12 protein-coding genes and 2 pseudogenes are annotated in these 17,637 nt (G+C 42.4%); 3 read left to right on the top strand and 11 right to left on the bottom strand.

Annotated elements, in window-relative coordinates:
* A pseudogene (locus BV372_RS29125) lies at positions 1–624 on the bottom strand (hypothetical protein); the annotation flags it as partial.
* A 122-nt stretch (positions 625–746) separates the two neighbouring features.
* Here BV372_RS29125 and BV372_RS29130 point away from each other — a divergent pair.
* Complete coding sequence (locus tag BV372_RS29130; protein WP_086690107.1) at positions 747–1,010, top strand: hypothetical protein; 264 nt, start codon at positions 747–749, stop codon at positions 1,008–1,010.
* Here BV372_RS29130 and BV372_RS29135 read toward each other — a convergent pair.
* The 8 genes from BV372_RS29135 to BV372_RS29175 all read right to left on the bottom strand — a co-directional run bounded on the left by BV372_RS29135 (position 1,000) and on the right by BV372_RS29175 (position 12,206).
* On the bottom strand, positions 1,000–1,386 hold the full coding sequence (locus BV372_RS29135; protein ID WP_086690109.1) for a hypothetical protein: 387 nt from the start codon (positions 1,384–1,386) through the stop codon (positions 1,000–1,002). The genes BV372_RS29130 and BV372_RS29135 overlap by 11 nt on opposite strands.
* 731 nt (positions 1,387–2,117) lie before the next feature.
* On the bottom strand, positions 2,118–3,335 hold the full coding sequence (locus BV372_RS29145) for an ABC transporter permease (RefSeq protein WP_086690113.1): 1,218 nt from the start codon (positions 3,333–3,335) through the stop codon (positions 2,118–2,120).
* A gap of 69 nt (positions 3,336–3,404) precedes the next feature.
* Positions 3,405–4,877 (bottom strand): efflux RND transporter periplasmic adaptor subunit, encoded by a 1,473-nt coding sequence (locus BV372_RS29150; protein ID WP_086690115.1) that lies wholly within the window; start codon positions 4,875–4,877, stop codon positions 3,405–3,407.
* Between the two features lie 716 nt (positions 4,878–5,593).
* Positions 5,594–7,027, bottom strand: a complete 1,434-nt coding sequence (locus BV372_RS29155; RefSeq protein WP_086690117.1) for a TolC family protein — start codon at positions 7,025–7,027, stop codon at positions 5,594–5,596.
* Positions 7,028–7,182: 155 nt separating this feature from the next.
* Complete coding sequence (locus tag BV372_RS29160; RefSeq protein WP_086690119.1) at positions 7,183–7,854, bottom strand: ABC transporter ATP-binding protein; 672 nt, start codon at positions 7,852–7,854, stop codon at positions 7,183–7,185.
* Positions 7,855–7,966: 112 nt separating this feature from the next.
* A complete protein-coding gene (locus BV372_RS29165; RefSeq protein ID WP_373270817.1) occupies positions 7,967–9,247 on the bottom strand; it encodes an ABC transporter permease in 1,281 nt (426 codons plus the stop codon).
* A gap of 22 nt (positions 9,248–9,269) precedes the next feature.
* Positions 9,270–10,841 carry an efflux RND transporter periplasmic adaptor subunit gene (locus tag BV372_RS29170; RefSeq protein ID WP_086690130.1) on the bottom strand — a complete coding sequence of 524 codons (1,572 nt, stop codon included), beginning with the start codon at positions 10,839–10,841 and terminating at the stop codon, positions 9,270–9,272.
* Positions 10,842–11,618: 777 nt separating this feature from the next.
* Complete coding sequence (locus tag BV372_RS29175) at positions 11,619–12,206, bottom strand: TetR/AcrR family transcriptional regulator (RefSeq protein WP_086690121.1); 588 nt, start codon at positions 12,204–12,206, stop codon at positions 11,619–11,621.
* A gap of 323 nt (positions 12,207–12,529) precedes the next feature.
* Between BV372_RS29175 and BV372_RS29180 the strand changes: the two genes are divergently transcribed.
* A complete protein-coding gene (locus tag BV372_RS29180) occupies positions 12,530–13,414 on the top strand; it encodes a tetratricopeptide repeat protein (RefSeq protein WP_086690122.1) in 885 nt (294 codons plus the stop codon).
* A gap of 146 nt (positions 13,415–13,560) precedes the next feature.
* Here the strand turns inward: BV372_RS29180 and BV372_RS29185 are convergent, their stop codons facing one another.
* On the bottom strand, positions 13,561–13,959 hold the full coding sequence (locus BV372_RS29185; RefSeq protein ID WP_086690124.1) for a response regulator: 399 nt from the start codon (positions 13,957–13,959) through the stop codon (positions 13,561–13,563).
* 227 nt (positions 13,960–14,186) lie between these two features.
* On the opposite strand from BV372_RS29185, the gene gyrA reads away from it, so the two are divergent.
* A complete protein-coding gene (gene gyrA, locus BV372_RS29190) occupies positions 14,187–16,691 on the top strand; it encodes a DNA gyrase subunit A (RefSeq protein ID WP_086690126.1) in 2,505 nt (834 codons plus the stop codon).
* Between the two features lie 513 nt (positions 16,692–17,204).
* Here gyrA and BV372_RS35590 read toward each other — a convergent pair.
* Positions 17,205–17,471, bottom strand: a pseudogene (locus tag BV372_RS35590) (transposase); the annotation flags it as partial.
* Positions 17,472–17,637: the final 166 nt, after the last annotated feature.

Raw genomic sequence — 17,637 nt, forward strand, 5'->3', positions numbered from 1 at the left:
ACGTTCTCCGAATATTCTGTCAGCGTAAGCAATCCCCAGATTATTTTGCGTGGTTGCCCAATCTACAGGAAAGGCGCTCTGGGTATAAACAGTAAGGGCAATTTCGTAGCCAGTAATAGCAATTTTTATGTTGTTGGCTTTGCTACCTAAGGGAAACTGCTTAATTAGATTACTAAAATTACCAATCACTGCGGCGATGGATGTTGCTGTCTCTGTTTCTGCTGCTGCTAGGGTATTTGTTGCCCAATGCCGCAATAATTCTGCAAAAATACGATCAAGTTTATCGGTATTGGCTGCGAGTAAGGAGTAAATTACTTGAGGATCGCCGTTGCTGTCTGCTGTTGCTTGCAGTATCTCTAGTAAAAATTGTCCGTAAGTTTGTATATCTTCTTCTGTGATGGGGCGAGATTTCTGGCTGAGGTATTTTGCGAGGTTTCTCAACCAATTGGCGGTGTTTTCTTGTCCCTGCTGGGCGTAAAGATCTGCTAATGCTGCTAACACCTGCAAAAAGCCTGCATCCAGCAATTCTGTATTAGCTGCTAATATCTCTGGTTCTTCGCCATTAGGGCAATTTAGCAAGCTTTCAATTAGCTGGTAGTAAGCTTCTAGGCGCTGTTCGTTCATGGGTATATGCAGTTCATCAATTGCTATCTGCCGTCTAAAGTTTCAGTAGCCTTATCGGTAATTCCGTAAACATTGGCTACTTTGTTTAGTCATCACCATACGGTAACACCGGTGTTAATAGAATGACAATTGGGCATGGGGCATGGGGCGGGGGTGGTAAGCGATCGCTTTACCAAACGATTAGAGTGTTCCAAACAATAAATGATCCAAAACCTGTCATTGCGAATGAAGCAAAGCTGAATGAAGCAATCGCAGAGTTTGAGATTGCTTCTCTGCGAGACGCTACGCGAACGCTACACTCCGTTTCACTCGCAATGACAATTGGGCATTTTTTTACTTGGAGTACTCTTAAGCGATCGCAGATTTCAATTATGCCTACTCTGTAGCATCTGCTTTTGAGTCTGCCGTCGATTTTAACCGCGTGATGGTGGCTTTACGAATGCGATCGCTCTTGCGTACCCCGCCTGTTAATTCATATTCTCGGCTGTCTTTGCCATACTTCAACACTACACCACTCACTAAGCGTTCTAAGGTTTCACGAATCGTCTTTTCCAGAGTTTCGATGTTGTCTTTTGCCGAGTCAAGAGAGTTTAAAAGACGATTATACTGGTAGAGTTCTTCGCGCAGTTGTCCAGTTAACTCAGTCAAATGCTGGAGACTGATGGAATCACCAAAATTGAGGTTAGGATCGATCGTTTGAAACCCGATTTTCCGCTGTTCGGTTTTTTCTAGCAAGGATGAGCTTTTTTTCTTGCGTGGCATCAATGCGCACCTTTTATTTAAATTTATTATTCTAGAATCTCTCATAAATATAATGAGGTGCTTCAGTAAAAATAGCCAAAACTAGGCTTTTTTTGCCAATAAACTTTGGATTATTATCTCAGTAATTACACGAAAATAATACCAATTGAAATAATGTTTAAGACACATAGATTATTCGTAGGGCACGGCATTGCCTTGCCCTTACAATTATCTGTACTCACCAACTTGCAATCTGCTGTATATTTCTTCATATACAATCACAAACTTGCCTTCTGAACAAAACGACTTGTGTTGTGAACCAAGCAACTTGTGTTCTGTACGAAACGATTTGTGTTGTGTACGAAACAACTTGTGTTGTGTACGAAACGATTTGTGTTGTGTACGAAACAACTTGCGTTCTGAATGAAACGACTTGTGTTCTGTACGAAATAACTTGCCTTCTGAACGAAATACAGCAGATTGCAACTTCGTGGGTACATATAATTTTAAGGTCACGGCAGTGCTCATTGGTGTCAACTTAAGCTCAAACGCTTATCCCACATACGTTTTACCCCCCCCTTAATCCCCTCCCCGCCTGCGGGGAGGGGAAGTTTTGGCTTTAGACAAAACTGGGGTGGGGTGACGAGGATCGTAATGGTAGGTGAGTGAATACAAAATCACGTTTTAACAAGGGTTTCACGTTAAGTTGACACCAATGGGCAGTGCCGTGCCCCTACTGAAATACAGCGCTACTATGCACTTCTCAATGCTACAATCGGGTCGAGTTTAGCGGCGCGTCGTGCGGGAACAACACCAAAGAATAAGCCAATACCGCCAGAGATACCAACAGCCATCGTAATTGCTACAGGAGAAATTCCGGCTTCTAAGGGAGTTAAGGCTGCGACTAAGAAAATACTACCAACACCAACCGCCGTACCTACCAAGCCACCAATTGCAGAGACAATTACGGCTTCAATGATGAACTGTAGCAAAATATCTTGCTCAGTTGCCCCGATCGCTTTTCGCAATCCAATTTCTTGGGTGCGTTCGGTGACGGAAACTAGCATGATATTCATAATTCCAATACCACCAACAAACAGAGATATACCAGCGATCGCTGCTAGCATAATTGTTAATGCACCTGTGATTTGCCCGACTGTTTGCAAAGCATCTTTCTGAGAACGGATTGTAAAGTCATCTTCGCCAGTAATTTTGTGCCGTTGTCGTAGCAAGTTGGTAATTTGAAATTCTGCTGCATCGACGCTATCAGCATTCTTAGCAGAGGCGACAATGTATGTTACCTCCAATCCATAGGGAGAAGTTCGCCCAATCAAGCGATTAGCGGCGGTGATAATTGGTACTAATGCTGCATCGTCGTAATTCACACCTAAGTTTGAACCTTTGGCTGTGAGTACGCCAATTACTTGAAAGCTAGTATTTTTAATTCTTAATTGCTGACCTACAGGATTAACACTACCAAACAGTCTTTCTGCTAAGTCTGCACCCAGTACAACAACTTGGTTACTGCGTTTCATATCTATATCAGTAAAAAATCGCCCTTTTTCCGGGTCAAAATCTCTTACTGTCAAGAAGCTGGGGGTTGTACCAATTATGTTGACATCGGTGTTGCGATTACGGTAGGTCACCACCTGTCGGCTATTTAACTCAGCAGTTACATTTGCTACCGTTGGTACTTGAGTTGCGATCGCTTCTGCATCTTCTAAAATCAGCGTTCTCGGCACATCTCTGGAAATTCGCTCAGTTTCTTGATTACCTGGAAGTACAAATAATATATTTGGCCCTAACGACTCTAACTGTTGAGAAACATACTTCTGCCCACCTTCACCAATCCCAATCATGGCAATTACTGAGGCATTACCAATAACGATACCCAACATGGTGAGGGCACTACGCAGTTTATTTGATAGCAGGGTTTTCCCCGCCATTTGAATGCTTTCTAAGAAGTTCATTGTTAGTTGTCATTTGTCATTGGTCATTTGTCATTTCTCCGCGTCCCTGCGTCCCCGCGTCTCCTTCATTTATTTATTACTCTGCTCTTTTGCTTTTTCAATTTTGTAATCCTTGGGTGGGTTTACAAAGATGCGATCGCCCGCTTTCACTCCTTCTAAAACCTGAGTTTGGTCTTTGATTTGTGCGCCGGTAGTGACTTCACGAAACTGGGCTTTATTATTTTCGTCGGGGACAAGTACGCCTGTTTTACCCTTTTCCGTGACAATTGCCACGGTTGGTAATACTAAAGCATCACTAACGCGATCGCCTAAAAAGGTCAAATCCACATTTAAGCCGGAACGTAGTTTATCTAAACCAGTATCCAGAGCCACCCGCACTTGGAAGGAAGTTACACCTTGTTCAACCACTGCTTCTGGTGCAATTAGGCGCACATGACCTTTAAATACTTGATCGGGATAAGCGTCAGCCACAATTTCTACCTGTTGTCCCGGTTTAATTCTGCCAATATCGGCTTCTGGTACTTGAGCTAACACTTCTAAACCCCGCGCAACAGCAACAATTGAACTAGAAGTTGCTGATGCACTGCTAGAAGCAGAAGTTGTCGGCGTGACGAATGAACCGATATTTGCATACTTCTGCGTCACAATCCCACTAAAGGGAGCGCGAATCACTGTATCTGCAAGTCTTACCTGGGCTGCTTGGAGTTGAGCTTGGGCAGCTTTCACGGCTGCTTGGCGTTGGGCAATTTCTTCAGGACGGCTACCATTTTGCAACAGCACTAGAGCTGCTTGTGCTTCTGTAACGGCTGCTTCTTTGGCGTTGATTTCTTCACTGCGAGTTCCACTTTGCAACAGAGAAAGCCGTTTTTGCGCTTCTTGTAAACTAGCTTTAGCTCTGCTGTCTTCAGTAATATATTGATCGAGCTGATCTTGAGAAGTTGCACCTTGTCGTGTTAATTCCCGATATCGCTTTACCCGTGCTTGCGTCAAGTCAACTTGAGCTTTTGCTGATTCTACTTGAGCTTGCGCTTGTCCAATTTCTTGGTCGCGATTACCCGCACGCGCTGCGGCTAGCTGCGCCTCTGCTTGAGCCAAACGTGCTTTTGCTTGGGCGATTTCTTGGGGACGATTTCCTGCACGGGCTTGATCGAGTTGGGCTTGAGCTTGGGCTATGTTGGCACGGTACTGGAGGATTTGTGCTTCAATCTCACCTACATCCATGCGGGCGATAATTTGTCCTTGTTGTACGCGATCGCCTTGTTCAACATATAATTGCCCCAACACCCCTGGATTTTTGGGACTGATATTCACGCTCTGAACTGGTACTACCTTACCACTGGCAGTAATTCGGATAGTGACGTTTTGCTTTTCTACCGGAACCGTTAGTTGCGTAATGTCTTGTTTGCTAGTTCCCCGATTCACTAGATTGTAGGTAGTAGTTGTGCCGACAACTAAAGTACCTGCTGCTATTAGCCCCATCAGCCAGCGCAATGGATACTTAAATTTTTTACCAATCAAGGGGATTTCTATGTGCGTATTCATGATAGCAGCCGATAAAGATTGCTTTGCTGCAATAGCTGTCGGTTAACGGGCTATTACAGCAATTTAGAGGGGAATAAAGTTTAAATAATTCTCAACGACCTCAAGACTAGGTTACTCAATAATTGCTTAATTTCTTTTATGCTAACCGTTACATTATCTACGTGGCTTCACCTGAATGGGTGACTTATAACTAGAACAGTCAAACGAATTCGTAATTAATAATTTGTAATTTGTAGTTATAAGCAGAAATACAAGTATGGTGGGCATTGCCCACCATGTAGGGGTTTTGGGTTGCATTGCCCACCCTAGAATTAAGCTTTAAGCGTATATTATTTTTGCAAAACTACAACCTAATTTCTATAGACTTATTAATTGGAAATTATCCGTCTATAGCCTCTATTTCTCAATCAGTTAACATCAGCCTTCATCGGCGGTGAATTATTTATTATTTCTACTTTTGTGCAAAATCTAATACTAAGGGATGAAGACGTAAACCGCTTTCATCCCTAGTTTGAATATTAGACCTCTTGCATAAGTCGATTTTTTGAATATCGAACCACGGATAAACGCAGATGAACACCGATATTTATCTGTGTTTATCTGTGTACCCTACGGGAAGCCACTTCGTGTCTACATCTGTGGTTTTTTTATTCTTATTCGGATTTTTGCAAGAAGTCTATTGGTTGTATTAGCAAACTTTCTGCAAGGATCGAAATTTAGCGTGCAGCTCTAGAAGTAACAGAACGCTGTAAATTAGCCAAAGCGCGATTGTAATCTAAAATAGCTGTGACTCGATTACCTTCTGCTCTTGTCAAGTCGTTTTCGGCAGCAATTACCTCTGTTTGGGTGCCTACACCAGCTTGGAACCTCAACCTTGCTATCCGCAAAGCCTCCCTAGCTTGTTCTAAAGCCACAGTAGAAGTTTGCACATTATTTAGGTTAGATTGCAATTGAAAATAGAACTGTTCCACATCAAAGCGAATTTGGTCACGCTGACTAGCAAATTGAGTTTCTGCGATCGCAATATTAGCTCTTGATTGAGCAGCTCTTGCTCTTGCTGCTCCGCCATCAAACAAAGTGAGACTTGCTTGCGCCCCCACCGAGTAGCCATCAGTAACGCTAATGTTATCGTCAAATCGGTCTAAGAAATTATAGCTACCAGTCACACCAATTTGCGGCCCTAGCTGTGAAAGCGCCTGACGACGCTGTTGTTCAGCAATATTGCGTTGCGCCAACTGTTGGGGCAATTCTGGACGATTTTGAAAAGCTTGCACAATAGTTTGTTCGAGTGTTTGCGGCCAAAGTCCCGCTATTCTCACAGGCTCGGCCGCTGTGACATCAATTGATTGTGGCAGACTTAATAGAGTGCCAAACTGACGACGAGCAATTTGCTGCTGTGAGATTGCAATAGTCAGCTGTTGTTGGGCATTGGCTAAATTAACCTGAGCTTGCAGTACGTCAAACTGCGTACCGACTCCTGCTAGGAGTCGAGCTTGTGTATCTCGTAAACTAGCCTGAGCATTCGCCACCGCAGCCTGATTGATTCGGACTTGTTCATCTGCTCCTTGCAAATTGTAGTACTGGGTGGCGACATTTAAACCAATTATCAAAGACTGATTTTCAACATTCAATTCATCTACACGTGCTTGTTCTTCAGCTGCTCGGATATTAGCTTGTCGATTTCCAGAGGTATAGAGGTCATAATTCAACTGTGCTTGACCGTTGAAAGATGTGGTGGATGATGAACCACCACTAAAACCAGGTCCATTGTTAGTTAAATTAGTATTGAGATTAGCATTAGGCAGTAAAGCAGCTTGAGCTTCCCGGACTGCACTTTGGCTGCGTTGTAATTGGAATAAAGCTGCCTGCAAAGTGGGATTATTACGTCTTGCTAGTTCCAAAGCCTGAGCCAAAGTAATTGGCACAGTTCTCCGAATCGTCACTTCCTCTGGTTTGGTAGGAAATAGTAAAGGATTGGGATTTGGGTTGAGGTAATCGAGAGTTGAGGCAGAATTAGTACCTGTAATACTTTGGGCTTGTTGCGTTTCTGTAGGAGTTGCCGCATCTGCACTTTTAACTAAAGTTGGCATGAGAATAGCAGCTGCCACTGCAACCCAAGTAGAATGCACAAGAAATAAACTGAAATTCATAGTCGATGTAGTAGTGAATTGGTTTTCTCAGCGAATTTGAGGATGCAATTAAAAATTTTCATCATGTAAAGCTCTAAATTTATCTAGGAAATTTGAAAGTATAAATTGAATTAAATTTGTCGAAAAATATTATATAAAATCCAAAATTGGCATAACTAGCCTACAATCAAACCATCTTGTACCCGGATAATTCGTTGGGTTTGAGCAGCAATATCTGGCTCATGGGTAACAATCACAATTGTAATTCCTTGGTCATTTAATTCTGTTAATAAATTCATCACCTCATGGGAAGTTTCGGTGTCTAAGGCTCCTGTTGGTTCATCTGCCAAAACTAATGCAGGTCGGTTAACCAAAGCACGAGCAATAGCTACTCGTTGTTGTTGTCCTCCAGAAAGCTGACTGGGACGGTTAGCAACACGCTCTTTTAATCCAACCCGTTCTAATGCTTCCAATGCTCTTTGGCGGCGTTTTGGCTTGGGTAAATTAGCATAAACCATTGGCAGCATAACATTGTCTAACGCTGTTGCTCTTGCCAATAGATTAAATTGTTGAAACACAAAACCAATTCTTTGATTGCGAATATAAGCTAATTCATCATCATTAAAGGTAGTTAGGTTTCTACCTTCAAAAATATAGTTTCCTGTAGTCGGACGATCCAAACAGCCCAAAATATTCATGAGCGTGGATTTACCCGAACCTGATGCACCCATAATGGAGACATATTCTCCTTCCTCTATAGAAAGTTGAATTCCCTTGAGTATGGGAACGTCAACTTCTCCTAAGTGGTAGGTTTTAGTAATAGATTCCATCCAAATCATTGTTGGCATATTGTCATTTGTCCTTTGTCATTTGTCATTGGTCAAGAAGGCAATAGTCAAGATTTATGAGTTACTTCTCCCTTGTCACCCTTATCCCCTTTGTCTCCCCTGTCTTTTTTAATTAGTCGCTCCTTAAAGCGGTAATCGGATCTAATTTTGCGGCATTTCTGGCTGGAATTACACCAGCGATTAAGCCAACAGATAGAGAAAGCGCAAATCCGACAATTACTGATATCAAAGAAATTACAAATGGAAATTTGAAAACAGTTGCAGCACCAAAGGCAATGACAATACCGCTCACCATGCCAATGGTTCCACCAACAATGGAAATGACGATCGCTTCGGCTAAAAATTGATTCAAGATGGCTGAGTTGGTTGCTCCTACGGCTTTGCGAATGCCAATTTCCCTGGTGCGTTCAACCACGGAAACCAACATAATATTGGCAATCCCAATACCGCCAACTACTAGAGAAATTCCGGCGATCGCTACTACCATCACCGTAAATAATCCCACAACATTGGTAAAGGTGCTGACAATATCAGCTTGGTTAGTTAAGCGAAAATCATCAGCTTGCGGTGGATAGATGTTGTGACGCAGGCGTAAGAGATTGGTAACTTGAAACTGCGCTGCCTCTAATTGCTCTTGATTGGCACCTTTGACTAAAATCCCACTCACAGAAATGCCTGCTAGAGCATTGTTACCAACTAGTCTGGCCGACATACTAGTTAGCGGGATGAAAACTTGGTCATCTCGATCAAAAGGTCCTTGAGAACCTTTGGGTTCCATCACCCCAATTACTTTATAAGCCTCTCCCCGAATCCGGATCGTCTCATCTATAGGATTAACACCTTGGTCAAAGAGAGTTTTTTGCACTGTCGGCCCAAGCACAGCAACCTGTGCAGCAGTATTGAGTTCTTCCTCAGTAAAATACCTTCCCTGTTGGGGGTGAGTATTTCTCACTTCTGGGTAATTCAAATCAGTCCCGTAAATTGTTGTTGATGTGTTTTGTCCCGCATAAACAACTTGGGCATTTCGTTGTAGATAGGCAGAGACCATCTGAGCCGATGGCGCTTGTTGAGCGATCGCTTTAGCATCTTCCCAGGTCAAGGTGCTACTAGAACCTATCCCTTGACTGATATTCCCACTTCTGGCCGCACCAGCTAAGATTTGGATCACATCTGTACCCAATGCTTGTATCTGTTGCTCAACTCCCTTTTGCACGCCTTGACCAACAGAGGTAATCGCAATGACTGAAGAAATGCCAATAATGACGCCCAGCATTGTTAGTCCTGTGCGTAATTTATTGCTCCACAGCGTTTCTGCTGCCATTGTCAAGATTTCTAACAACGGCACTGTGCGGGTATTCTTAGCTTTGTAAAAGCCCTTAAATATCTTAAACATACTGTTGTATTTAAAACTTTCTTTAAGGAGAACCGCCGCCTTGAGAACGTCCACCCCCTCCTTGCGAACGTCCACCACCACCGCCTAGACCAGGGAAAACCCCGCCTCGTGGTGTTGATTGCGGTCTTGATCCTGGTGGGAAACTCAGCAATACTCTTTCGTTTCCTGTCAATCCAGACTTAACTTCGGTAAAGTTATTCACAGTCACGCCAGTTTCAATTCGAGTAAACACAGGTTTGTTATCCTCTCCTGCCACAAGCACACCTGTGGCATTTTCTCGACGGACAACCGAGGCTGTAGGCACCACGAGCGCATTCTCCAATTGACCTACTTGGAAATCTGTTGTCACATTCATCCCCGACCGCAGCAATCTTTGAGGATCAGAAAGGGATAATCTCACTTCAAAACTAGTAACGTTTTGCGTGACTACAGATTGGGCTGCGATTTGCTTAACTCTACCCTCAAAGATTTTTCCTGGGTAAGCATCTGCCTTGACTGTAACTTTCTGCCCGAGGCGGATTTTGGAAATATTGGTTTCGGCTAAATTTGCGACAACTTCATTCGTAGAAGCCAGAGCCAAAATCGAAGAAGAAGTTGCAGAAGATACGTCACTACTTGCAGTTGTGGGAGTCACAAAAGCACCAGGATCGGCGTATTTTTTTGTCACTACACCATCAAAGGGTGCGCGAATGATCGTGTCGTTAATTTGAGCTTGGATATTTTGCAGCGAACCCCGCGCAGATGTTACCTGGGCGCGCGCTACGTCTATATCTTCTTGGCGCGTTCCTGCTTTTAAAAGTGCTAAAGCTTGCTGTCTCTGCCTGACTGTAGCTCGTGCTTGTTCGATGTCTTCGGGACGTGACCCGGCTTTTTGCAAAGCTAACGCTTGCTGTGCTTCATTCACAGCCGCTTGGGCACTGTCACGATCTGCACGTTTTTGGTTGACAGTCTGAAGAGAAATACCACCCGAATTATAAAGTTGCTGGTTGCGACGGTAATCATCTTCTGCTTTACTCAAGGTCGCTTGCGCACTTTGTAAGCGTGCCTGTGCTTGAGCAATATCCTGAGGACGATTGCCTGCTTGTACCTTTTGCAGATTCGCTTCAGCTTCGTCTAATGCTCCCTGTGCTTGAGCAATATCTTGAGGACGATTGCCTGCTTGTGCTTTTTGCAGATTTGCTTCAGCTTGTGCCAGTTGTCCTTGAGCAGAGGTAAGTTGCCCTCGCAGATTGGAATCATCCATGTAAGCGACAATCTGCCCTGCTTTGACGAGATCCCCTTCTTTCGCCAGCAATCTTTTGAGAATACCTGAATTTTTCGGGCTGAGGTTAATTGACCGCTCAGGTTTTACTGTTCCATTGGCTGAAACTGTGATTGCTAAAGTCTGTCTTTGTACAGGCTGTGTGAGAACGCGGCGTCTTGCTTGCTGAGTTGGCGCGACAGCTACCTGGTAATAAACTACGTAGCCAATTCCACCCAAAAGTACAAGGGAGAGCAGCCACGGCAGCCATCTAATCTTGGCTTTGCTTCTTTTGATTTCAGGAATCAAAGCTGATGAAGATGAATCTACAGGGTTTGATGCATCAATTGTCATAGCTACTTTTTTTTTTATCGGTAAACATGACTTGAACAAAATTTTTTTGTATAAATTCATGCTAGTAATTATCGTTCAAAATCGTTCAAACTGGTGCATGACCAAAGTCACTAGTAATTCCAAACTTGCACATGACCAAGGTCACCAGTTTTTCGGCAACGAAATGCATTTTATTGATGCAGTTTGACCCTAATTAACTCAGCAAGAAATTATGAGCGCTTTGGCTAGCAAGCATTTAACACACTACTAATTTTCATCGTTTGAGATAGATAATTGAAACCATCTGCCTTTAATACTGATTAGCGACATTATGCATCATGTTAAAAAACTGTTGTCATGCTGCTAGACTGAGAAATTCTCTCATTACTAATAAGGTATCTATGTTGTTTGCAGTATGCAAATCTAGTAGTGACTTTTGTTACTTGTAATTGTCGACAAAACCCCAGTCTGTTTCAGCATTATTACTCGATTTTCCGAAAATTGTCTTTGTTGCTGATTAAAATTCTTACTGTTTTATGTGATTGCTCTTGTATTAGATAAAGTGCTTGAATTAACTTAAACTAACTCAATTCAAAACAAAATATGTCATCTAATAGTTGTACATCTGATGGCTAAAAATAGAAAATTTGGTTAGCTAAGATTGCGCAACTACCGCAAGCAGCAAATATTCTTTCTACTACAACAGTACTAATTAACAACATGCAATTACTCGTTAAGAAGTAAGTAGTTACTGATTAATAACTCCAAAAAAGATTGAGCCAGGTTGCTCAATTACAGCTAGCTTGGGGAAATCCCTTGCCAGAGAATGTCCACAAGATTCTGAACAAATACTAATTCATCTGTGGGTAGAGATTCTGGCGACGATATCTGCTCTAAGAAGATGTAGTTCATTAAAGACCCTAGTAAAATATGAGCGATCGCCTGCGGTTCACAAGTGCGAAGTCGACCTTGTTTGATTTCATGGTCTAAAAAAGCAGTTAATAGCTTGACATCTTGAATGGGCTTTGATTCTAGCTTTACTCCTAGTTTTGGAACCAGATTTCCTCGTGAACGCAGCATCATAATTCGAGGCATGACATCACGGTAGAATTCTAGAATCCAAAGACACACCTGAATCAGGTTGGCTTTGAGTTCGCCTTTACCAGAAAGAGATTCCATCTCCTTAACCCAAGGGGGTGTTTCAGGAATTCCCATCGCCGCAAAGAATAATTCTTCTTTGTTGATGAAGCGTTTGAAAATGGATGCTTCAGAAATACCAGCTTTTTGCGCTATTTCTTGAGTTGAACCGCTAAAGCCTTTTTGTAAAAAGACTTCTCGTGCCGCTTCTAAGATTTGCTGATTGGTAATTCTGGGGATACGTGCCATAAATAAGTAAGTATATACTTATTAATTTATGAGTTTTTTGATAGGAATGTCAACACTCAATTAGTTTCACGACTTGATGTCAAAAGTCCACAGTTAATAGAAAATTGACTGAGTTAATTCATTCCCAAACTTAAGTTGAGGAATTTTGTGTTATGTAGTCAGTAGTGAGTGCTCAGTGGTAAAAACAACTGACTACTGACTATTGATTCGATAAAGCAAAGCGGAGTTGGTTGACTTTTAACAACAAATTTGCCTTTCGTCTAGAGCGGAGATCGTTTAAGCTAGCTGAAAGATTCTTTGATTTGTGGGTAAGAGGGGGTTGTGTGCCTAAAAATGTTAAGCTAATTTCTTTTCTAGTTGTCTGTAGTTTGTGGAGTATGCCAAAAGCAGCGCAAGCACAGGCACTAATACCCCATACACTGCAACTCGATGCAGCGAAGTTGGAAAAACAAGGGTTGAGCTTGGCACAAGAAGCAGCTCAACTAGGTCAGTTTCAACAGTTTGAGTTAGCGTTGCCACGAGCAAGGCTGGCTAGTCAACTGGCTCCAAAAAATGATAAAGTTTGGTTTCTATTGGGTGGTTTGCATCTCCAAACTAAAGAGTTCGATCAGGCGATCGTTGCTCTGAAAAAAGCTCAATCTCTTAACCCGAAGAATGCTGATGTGTTGTTTGCAATGGGTTCGGCTAACTTTCAGCAGCAGAAATATCCGGCAGCTATTGCCAATTACCAAGCTGGCTTAAAGTTAAAACCTAACGATCCAGAAGGTTTATTTGATTTGGGGAATGCTTACTATATGACGGGTCGGTTGCCAGATGCGATCGCCCAGTACAATAAAGCCGTCTCCTACGATAAGAAATTTTGGCCGGCAATCAACAACACTGGCTTAATTCACTACGAACAGGGTGATACTCAAAGTGCAATTAAGCAATGGCAAACTGCTGTATCTTTAGATAAACAAGCCGCAGAACCTTTACTCGCTTTGGCAGTAGCCTTATATACTAAAGGCGATCGCCAACAGGGTTTAGCAATGGGAGAAGCTGCACTCCGCATCGATCAGCGCTATGGCGATTTGGATTTCCTCAAGCAAAATCTTTGGGGTGAGCGTCTACTATCTGATACCAAAAAATTCCTGGAATTACCCAGGATTCAAGCGGCTCGACAGCAAGGGGAAAGCCCATTAAACCCTAGTCAACCGCCTGCTCAATAGCAGAACAGTAATTGGCAACTGGTAATTGGAACCGCTTTTACCCATTACTCATTACCACTTGCCGAATCATGCCTTTTCATAGTACATATATACTCATGTGATGGAAAGTAGAGTATTGCTGACAGTAAATCATCAATTCTCAGCTTTCATTCTGTGGGTAAAAGTGCCAGGATTTGGTCAACAAAAAGTTGATGGTCAACTACAGGCTTAGAGATGTAGCCATCAGCGCCGCTTTGCTTCAAGAAGTTCTCGCGATCGCCTTCCATAGCGTGAGCGGTAACCAAAATCACAGGTAAATTTGCAGTTTTTGGATCAGCTTTTAACATTTGTGTAATTTTGATGCCATCAACAGATTTACCTTGGTACACACTTCGCGAAAGAGAAACATCCATTAAAATAAGGTCTGCATCTCCCGATTGGGCAATTTCGATTACTTCTTCCACATTTTCTGTATGTTTAACATCTAAGCCGCCGCGCTTGCTTAAAATCTTGGAAAAAACGCGAGCATTGATTAGATCGTCTTCTACAATCAAAACAGTTTTCATGAGAATTTAACTTATGGGAATGGGGGGGATAAACACCTGAAAAAAACAGTTGTCTGCCTCCTTTTTAGTCTTCAATGTGTATCCCCGTCATCAAGGATAATACTACTGCTTCTTATCCTATGACTATCAAGATTTGGTTAGAAATTGCTTTTCATCCGTTATGCTGTGGTTGTTGCAGCCTTAATTTTCGGCGACTTTTGTGTAGTTAAATTTCAGGGAAAAAGCTCATGGCAAAACAGTTAAACCTTCTCTCAACGGGACAGGTAATCACCACAGCCCTGCACACGGAGATGCAACGGTCTTACCTAGAATATGCCATGAGTGTAATTGTAGGGCGAGCGTTGCCAGATGTGCGTGATGGCTTAAAGCCAGTCCATCGGCGCATTTTGTATGCAATGCACGAACTTGGTCTGACACCAGATAGACCCTATCGTAAGTGTGCTCGTGTCGTAGGAGATGTGCTAGGTAAGTACCACCCCCACGGCGACCAAGCAGTTTACGATGCCTTAGTCAGGTTAGTGCAAGAATTTTCTAGCCGCTATCCTTTATTGGCAGGACATGGCAACTTTGGCAGCGTTGATAATGATCCACCAGCAGCGATGCGTTATACAGAAACGCGCCTCGCATCCATTGGCCAAGAGGGAATGCTAACGGAAATTGGCGAAGAAACTGTGGAATTTATTGGTAACTTCGATAATTCCCAGCAAGAACCAACAGTGCTACCAGCACAGTTACCATTTCTCTTACTCAATGGCTGTGCTGGTATTGCTGTGGGGATGGCGACAAATATTCCGCCACACAACTTAGGCGAAGTTGTTGATGGGTTGATCGCTTTAATTGACCAGCCAGATTTGTCAGATGAAAAATTATTTGAGCTAATTCCTGGCCCAGATTTTCCCACTGGGGGAGAAATAATTGGTGACTCTGGAATTCGGGAAGCATACACCACAGGTAAGGGTAGTATTGTTTTACGAGGAGTCGCAACCCTAGAGGAAATTCCTCCAGCGCGAGGTAGCAAGCGCCGGACAGCAATTATTATCACAGAACTGCCATATCAAGTAAATAAAGCAGGCTGGATTGAAAAAGTAGCAGAATTGGTGAATCAAGGACGCTTGCTGGGAATTTCCGATATTCGCGATGAAAGCGATCGCGAAGGTATGCGCGTAGTCATTGAACTCAAACGCGATATCAATCCCCAAGAAATACTCCAACATTTGTATCATCAAACCGCTTTACAAACCAACTTTGGGGCGATTCTTTTAGCTTTAGTAGACGGACAACCCCGGCAGTTAAGCTTGCGCCAGTTGTTGCAGGAATTTTTAAGTTTTCGAGAGCATACCCTAAACCGTCGCTACAGTTACGAGTTGGGTAAAGCAGAAAATCGGCTGCATTTGGTAGAAGGCTTACTATTAGCTCTATCTAACGTAGATACAGTAATTGAAATTTTGCGGCAAGCGGCTGATGGTAGCACAGCAAAAATTAGCCTTTGTAGCCGACTAAATTTGAGTGAAGTACAGGCTGATGCGATTTTAGGTATGCCATTGCGTCGCCTTACCGGGTTAGAACAGCAGAATTTGCAGCAAGAGTTTGAGCAACTCACAGAGCAAATTAATTTATTACGCAGGTTACTCAGCGATCGCAAAGAATTACTCAAGGCGCTGAAAAAAGATTTGCGATCGCTCAAGCGTAAGTACACCGATTCCCGGCGTACCAAACTAGTACCTTTCAGTGCGGAGATCAAAAAACCAGAGGATAAAGGGAAAGTTCGCCAACCAGCAGATGAAGATGAAGAAAATCCACAATTTTCCGTACCGTCAGAAGAAACGATTTTGGAGTTTACCCAACGGGGATATGTGCGCCGTAGTCTGCCCAATGGTAAAAAATCTAAAGCTGAAAACGGTCTGAATGATAACGACTTTATTATTCAAACTGAGTTGACTGACACAGACAAAGATCTGTTGGTACTTACCAGTGGAGGTAAAGTCTACCCTATAACAGTAGGAGACATCCCCTTAATCACTGGGCGTTCTCCTAAAGGAAGACCACTGATCACCATGCTTAGTAATACAGCTCAAGGTACTCAAGAAGCTGTTATCAATCGCTTTGTGCTACCGGAAAATTCTGAAACTACTCAGATGATTTTGTTGACAAAACAAGGACGAATTAAGCGCTTGTCTTTAGAAGAATTGACTAACCTCACTCGTCGTGGAGTAACGATTGTCAAGCTCAAAGACGATGATGAATTATTATTGAGCCAATTCACTACTATAGGTAAACATCTGATCGTCGCCAGTTCCAGTGGACGTTTATTAAAATTTCCAGTTAATGACGAACAACTACCTGTTATGGGTCGTACTGCTATGGGACTACAAGCATTACGAATGCTGAAACATCAGCAAATGGTTGGCTGTGTAACGGTGAATGAACAAGAAGATCTGTTCCTAGTTACCGAAGAAGGATATGGCAAGCGTATACCTGTGAGTCAGTTAAGAGCTGCTAATAGAGGAGATTTAGGCACGCAATACCTGAAATTCACTAATAAAACTGACAATTTAGCAGGAATAGTTGCAGCGATCGCTTCAGCAGAGATAGCCTTAGTGACTAATAAAGAACGGGTAGTGCGACTACCTCTGGAAACAGTACCTTTGTTGAACAGAGATAGTAAAGGTGAAAGCATCTTCCAACTCAATCGCGATGAAAAAATTATCACCGTCCTTGAAGTACGGCAATAGTCTGTCAAACTAAAATCGACTAGTAGTAAACCAACTTAGCAGGAATAGTGGAAATGGAGAGTACTACCATTGAGCTATGAAAATGAGCTTGATATAGCCCACATAAGTGGGCTATATGCCAATCAGGTTCAGTTAAGGATAATTGTAGTAGCGCGGCAAGCTTAATCTGTTGGGTTGAGTAATCATAAAAATAGTTTAATCGTGGATTTTATAGATTTTTCGAACCCAAAGTTTTAAGCTAAGAGTAAACAAAAAGCTATCGAATTGAGATTTCAAAAATATTATTGGAGTGCAAAACTGTTACCTTCAAACAAGCACAGGGTTGCCAAAACAAGTGAGATTTGAATTAGAAGATACAGCAGATTGCAGGTTCATAAACTACAGTAGCACCAGTCTGTAAACCAGTTTTTTAGATGTTTAGGATTAATTAAATCAAGAGCAGTCGCAATCAGAATATCAACCAATGAGTGTGGTGATTGGAGAGAATTGACGCAAAAAAGCTTTTAGTTGCGATCACCAAAGTTCAATCGTATTAAAATCAGGGGAATAGGGTGACAGATTGAGAACACTTGCACCCTTGGATTGAATTAAAGGTTCAATTGAAGTTACTTTGTAAGATGGGACATTATCGATAACAACTACAGCACCTGCCCATAATTCAGGGAGCAAACATTTTTGAATAAACGCCTCAAATGCATTTCCATTCATTGAACCGTTAATCGTCATGACAGCTAAAACTTTTTTTAAGCTGATTGCTCCAATAACTGTGACTTTCGCACCGACCCTCGAAGACTCGCTAACGCTGTGTTATCGATAATATGATCTTTAGAAAGATAATTAACTTTAGATTACGTAAAACTTTTATATTTTCACAAAAATTTTGTGCATAAAAGATAGCCAAAAGCCTCCCTATATATAGAGAGGCTAGTGTAAAAATAGAACCTGG

The sequence above is a fragment of the Nostoc sp. T09 genome, from assembly GCF_002154695.1.
Classification (GTDB): Bacteria; Cyanobacteriota; Cyanobacteriia; order Cyanobacteriales; family Nostocaceae; genus Aulosira.

Coding starts and splice junctions, on each gene's coding strand:
- BV372_RS29150 (WP_086690115.1), bottom strand. CDS start 4,877: ATGAATACGCACATAGAAATCCCCTTGATTGGTAAAAAATTTAAGTAT.
- BV372_RS29130 (WP_086690107.1), top strand. CDS start 747: ATGACAATTGGGCATGGGGCATGGGGCGGGGGTGGTAAGCGATCGCTT.
- gyrA (WP_086690126.1), top strand. CDS start 14,187: ATGGCAAAACAGTTAAACCTTCTCTCAACGGGACAGGTAATCACCACA.
- BV372_RS29155 (WP_086690117.1), bottom strand. CDS start 7,027: ATGAATTTCAGTTTATTTCTTGTGCATTCTACTTGGGTTGCAGTGGCA.
- BV372_RS29175 (WP_086690121.1), bottom strand. CDS start 12,206: ATGGCACGTATCCCCAGAATTACCAATCAGCAAATCTTAGAAGCGGCA.
- BV372_RS29185 (WP_086690124.1), bottom strand. CDS start 13,959: ATGAAAACTGTTTTGATTGTAGAAGACGATCTAATCAATGCTCGCGTT.
- BV372_RS29165 (WP_373270817.1), bottom strand. CDS start 9,247: ATGTTTAAGATATTTAAGGGCTTTTACAAAGCTAAGAATACCCGCACA.
- BV372_RS29145 (WP_086690113.1), bottom strand. CDS start 3,335: ATGAACTTCTTAGAAAGCATTCAAATGGCGGGGAAAACCCTGCTATCA.
- BV372_RS29135 (WP_086690109.1), bottom strand. CDS start 1,386: ATGCCACGCAAGAAAAAAAGCTCATCCTTGCTAGAAAAAACCGAACAG.
- BV372_RS29170 (WP_086690130.1), bottom strand. CDS start 10,841: ATGACAATTGATGCATCAAACCCTGTAGATTCATCTTCATCAGCTTTG.
- BV372_RS29160 (WP_086690119.1), bottom strand. CDS start 7,854: ATGCCAACAATGATTTGGATGGAATCTATTACTAAAACCTACCACTTA.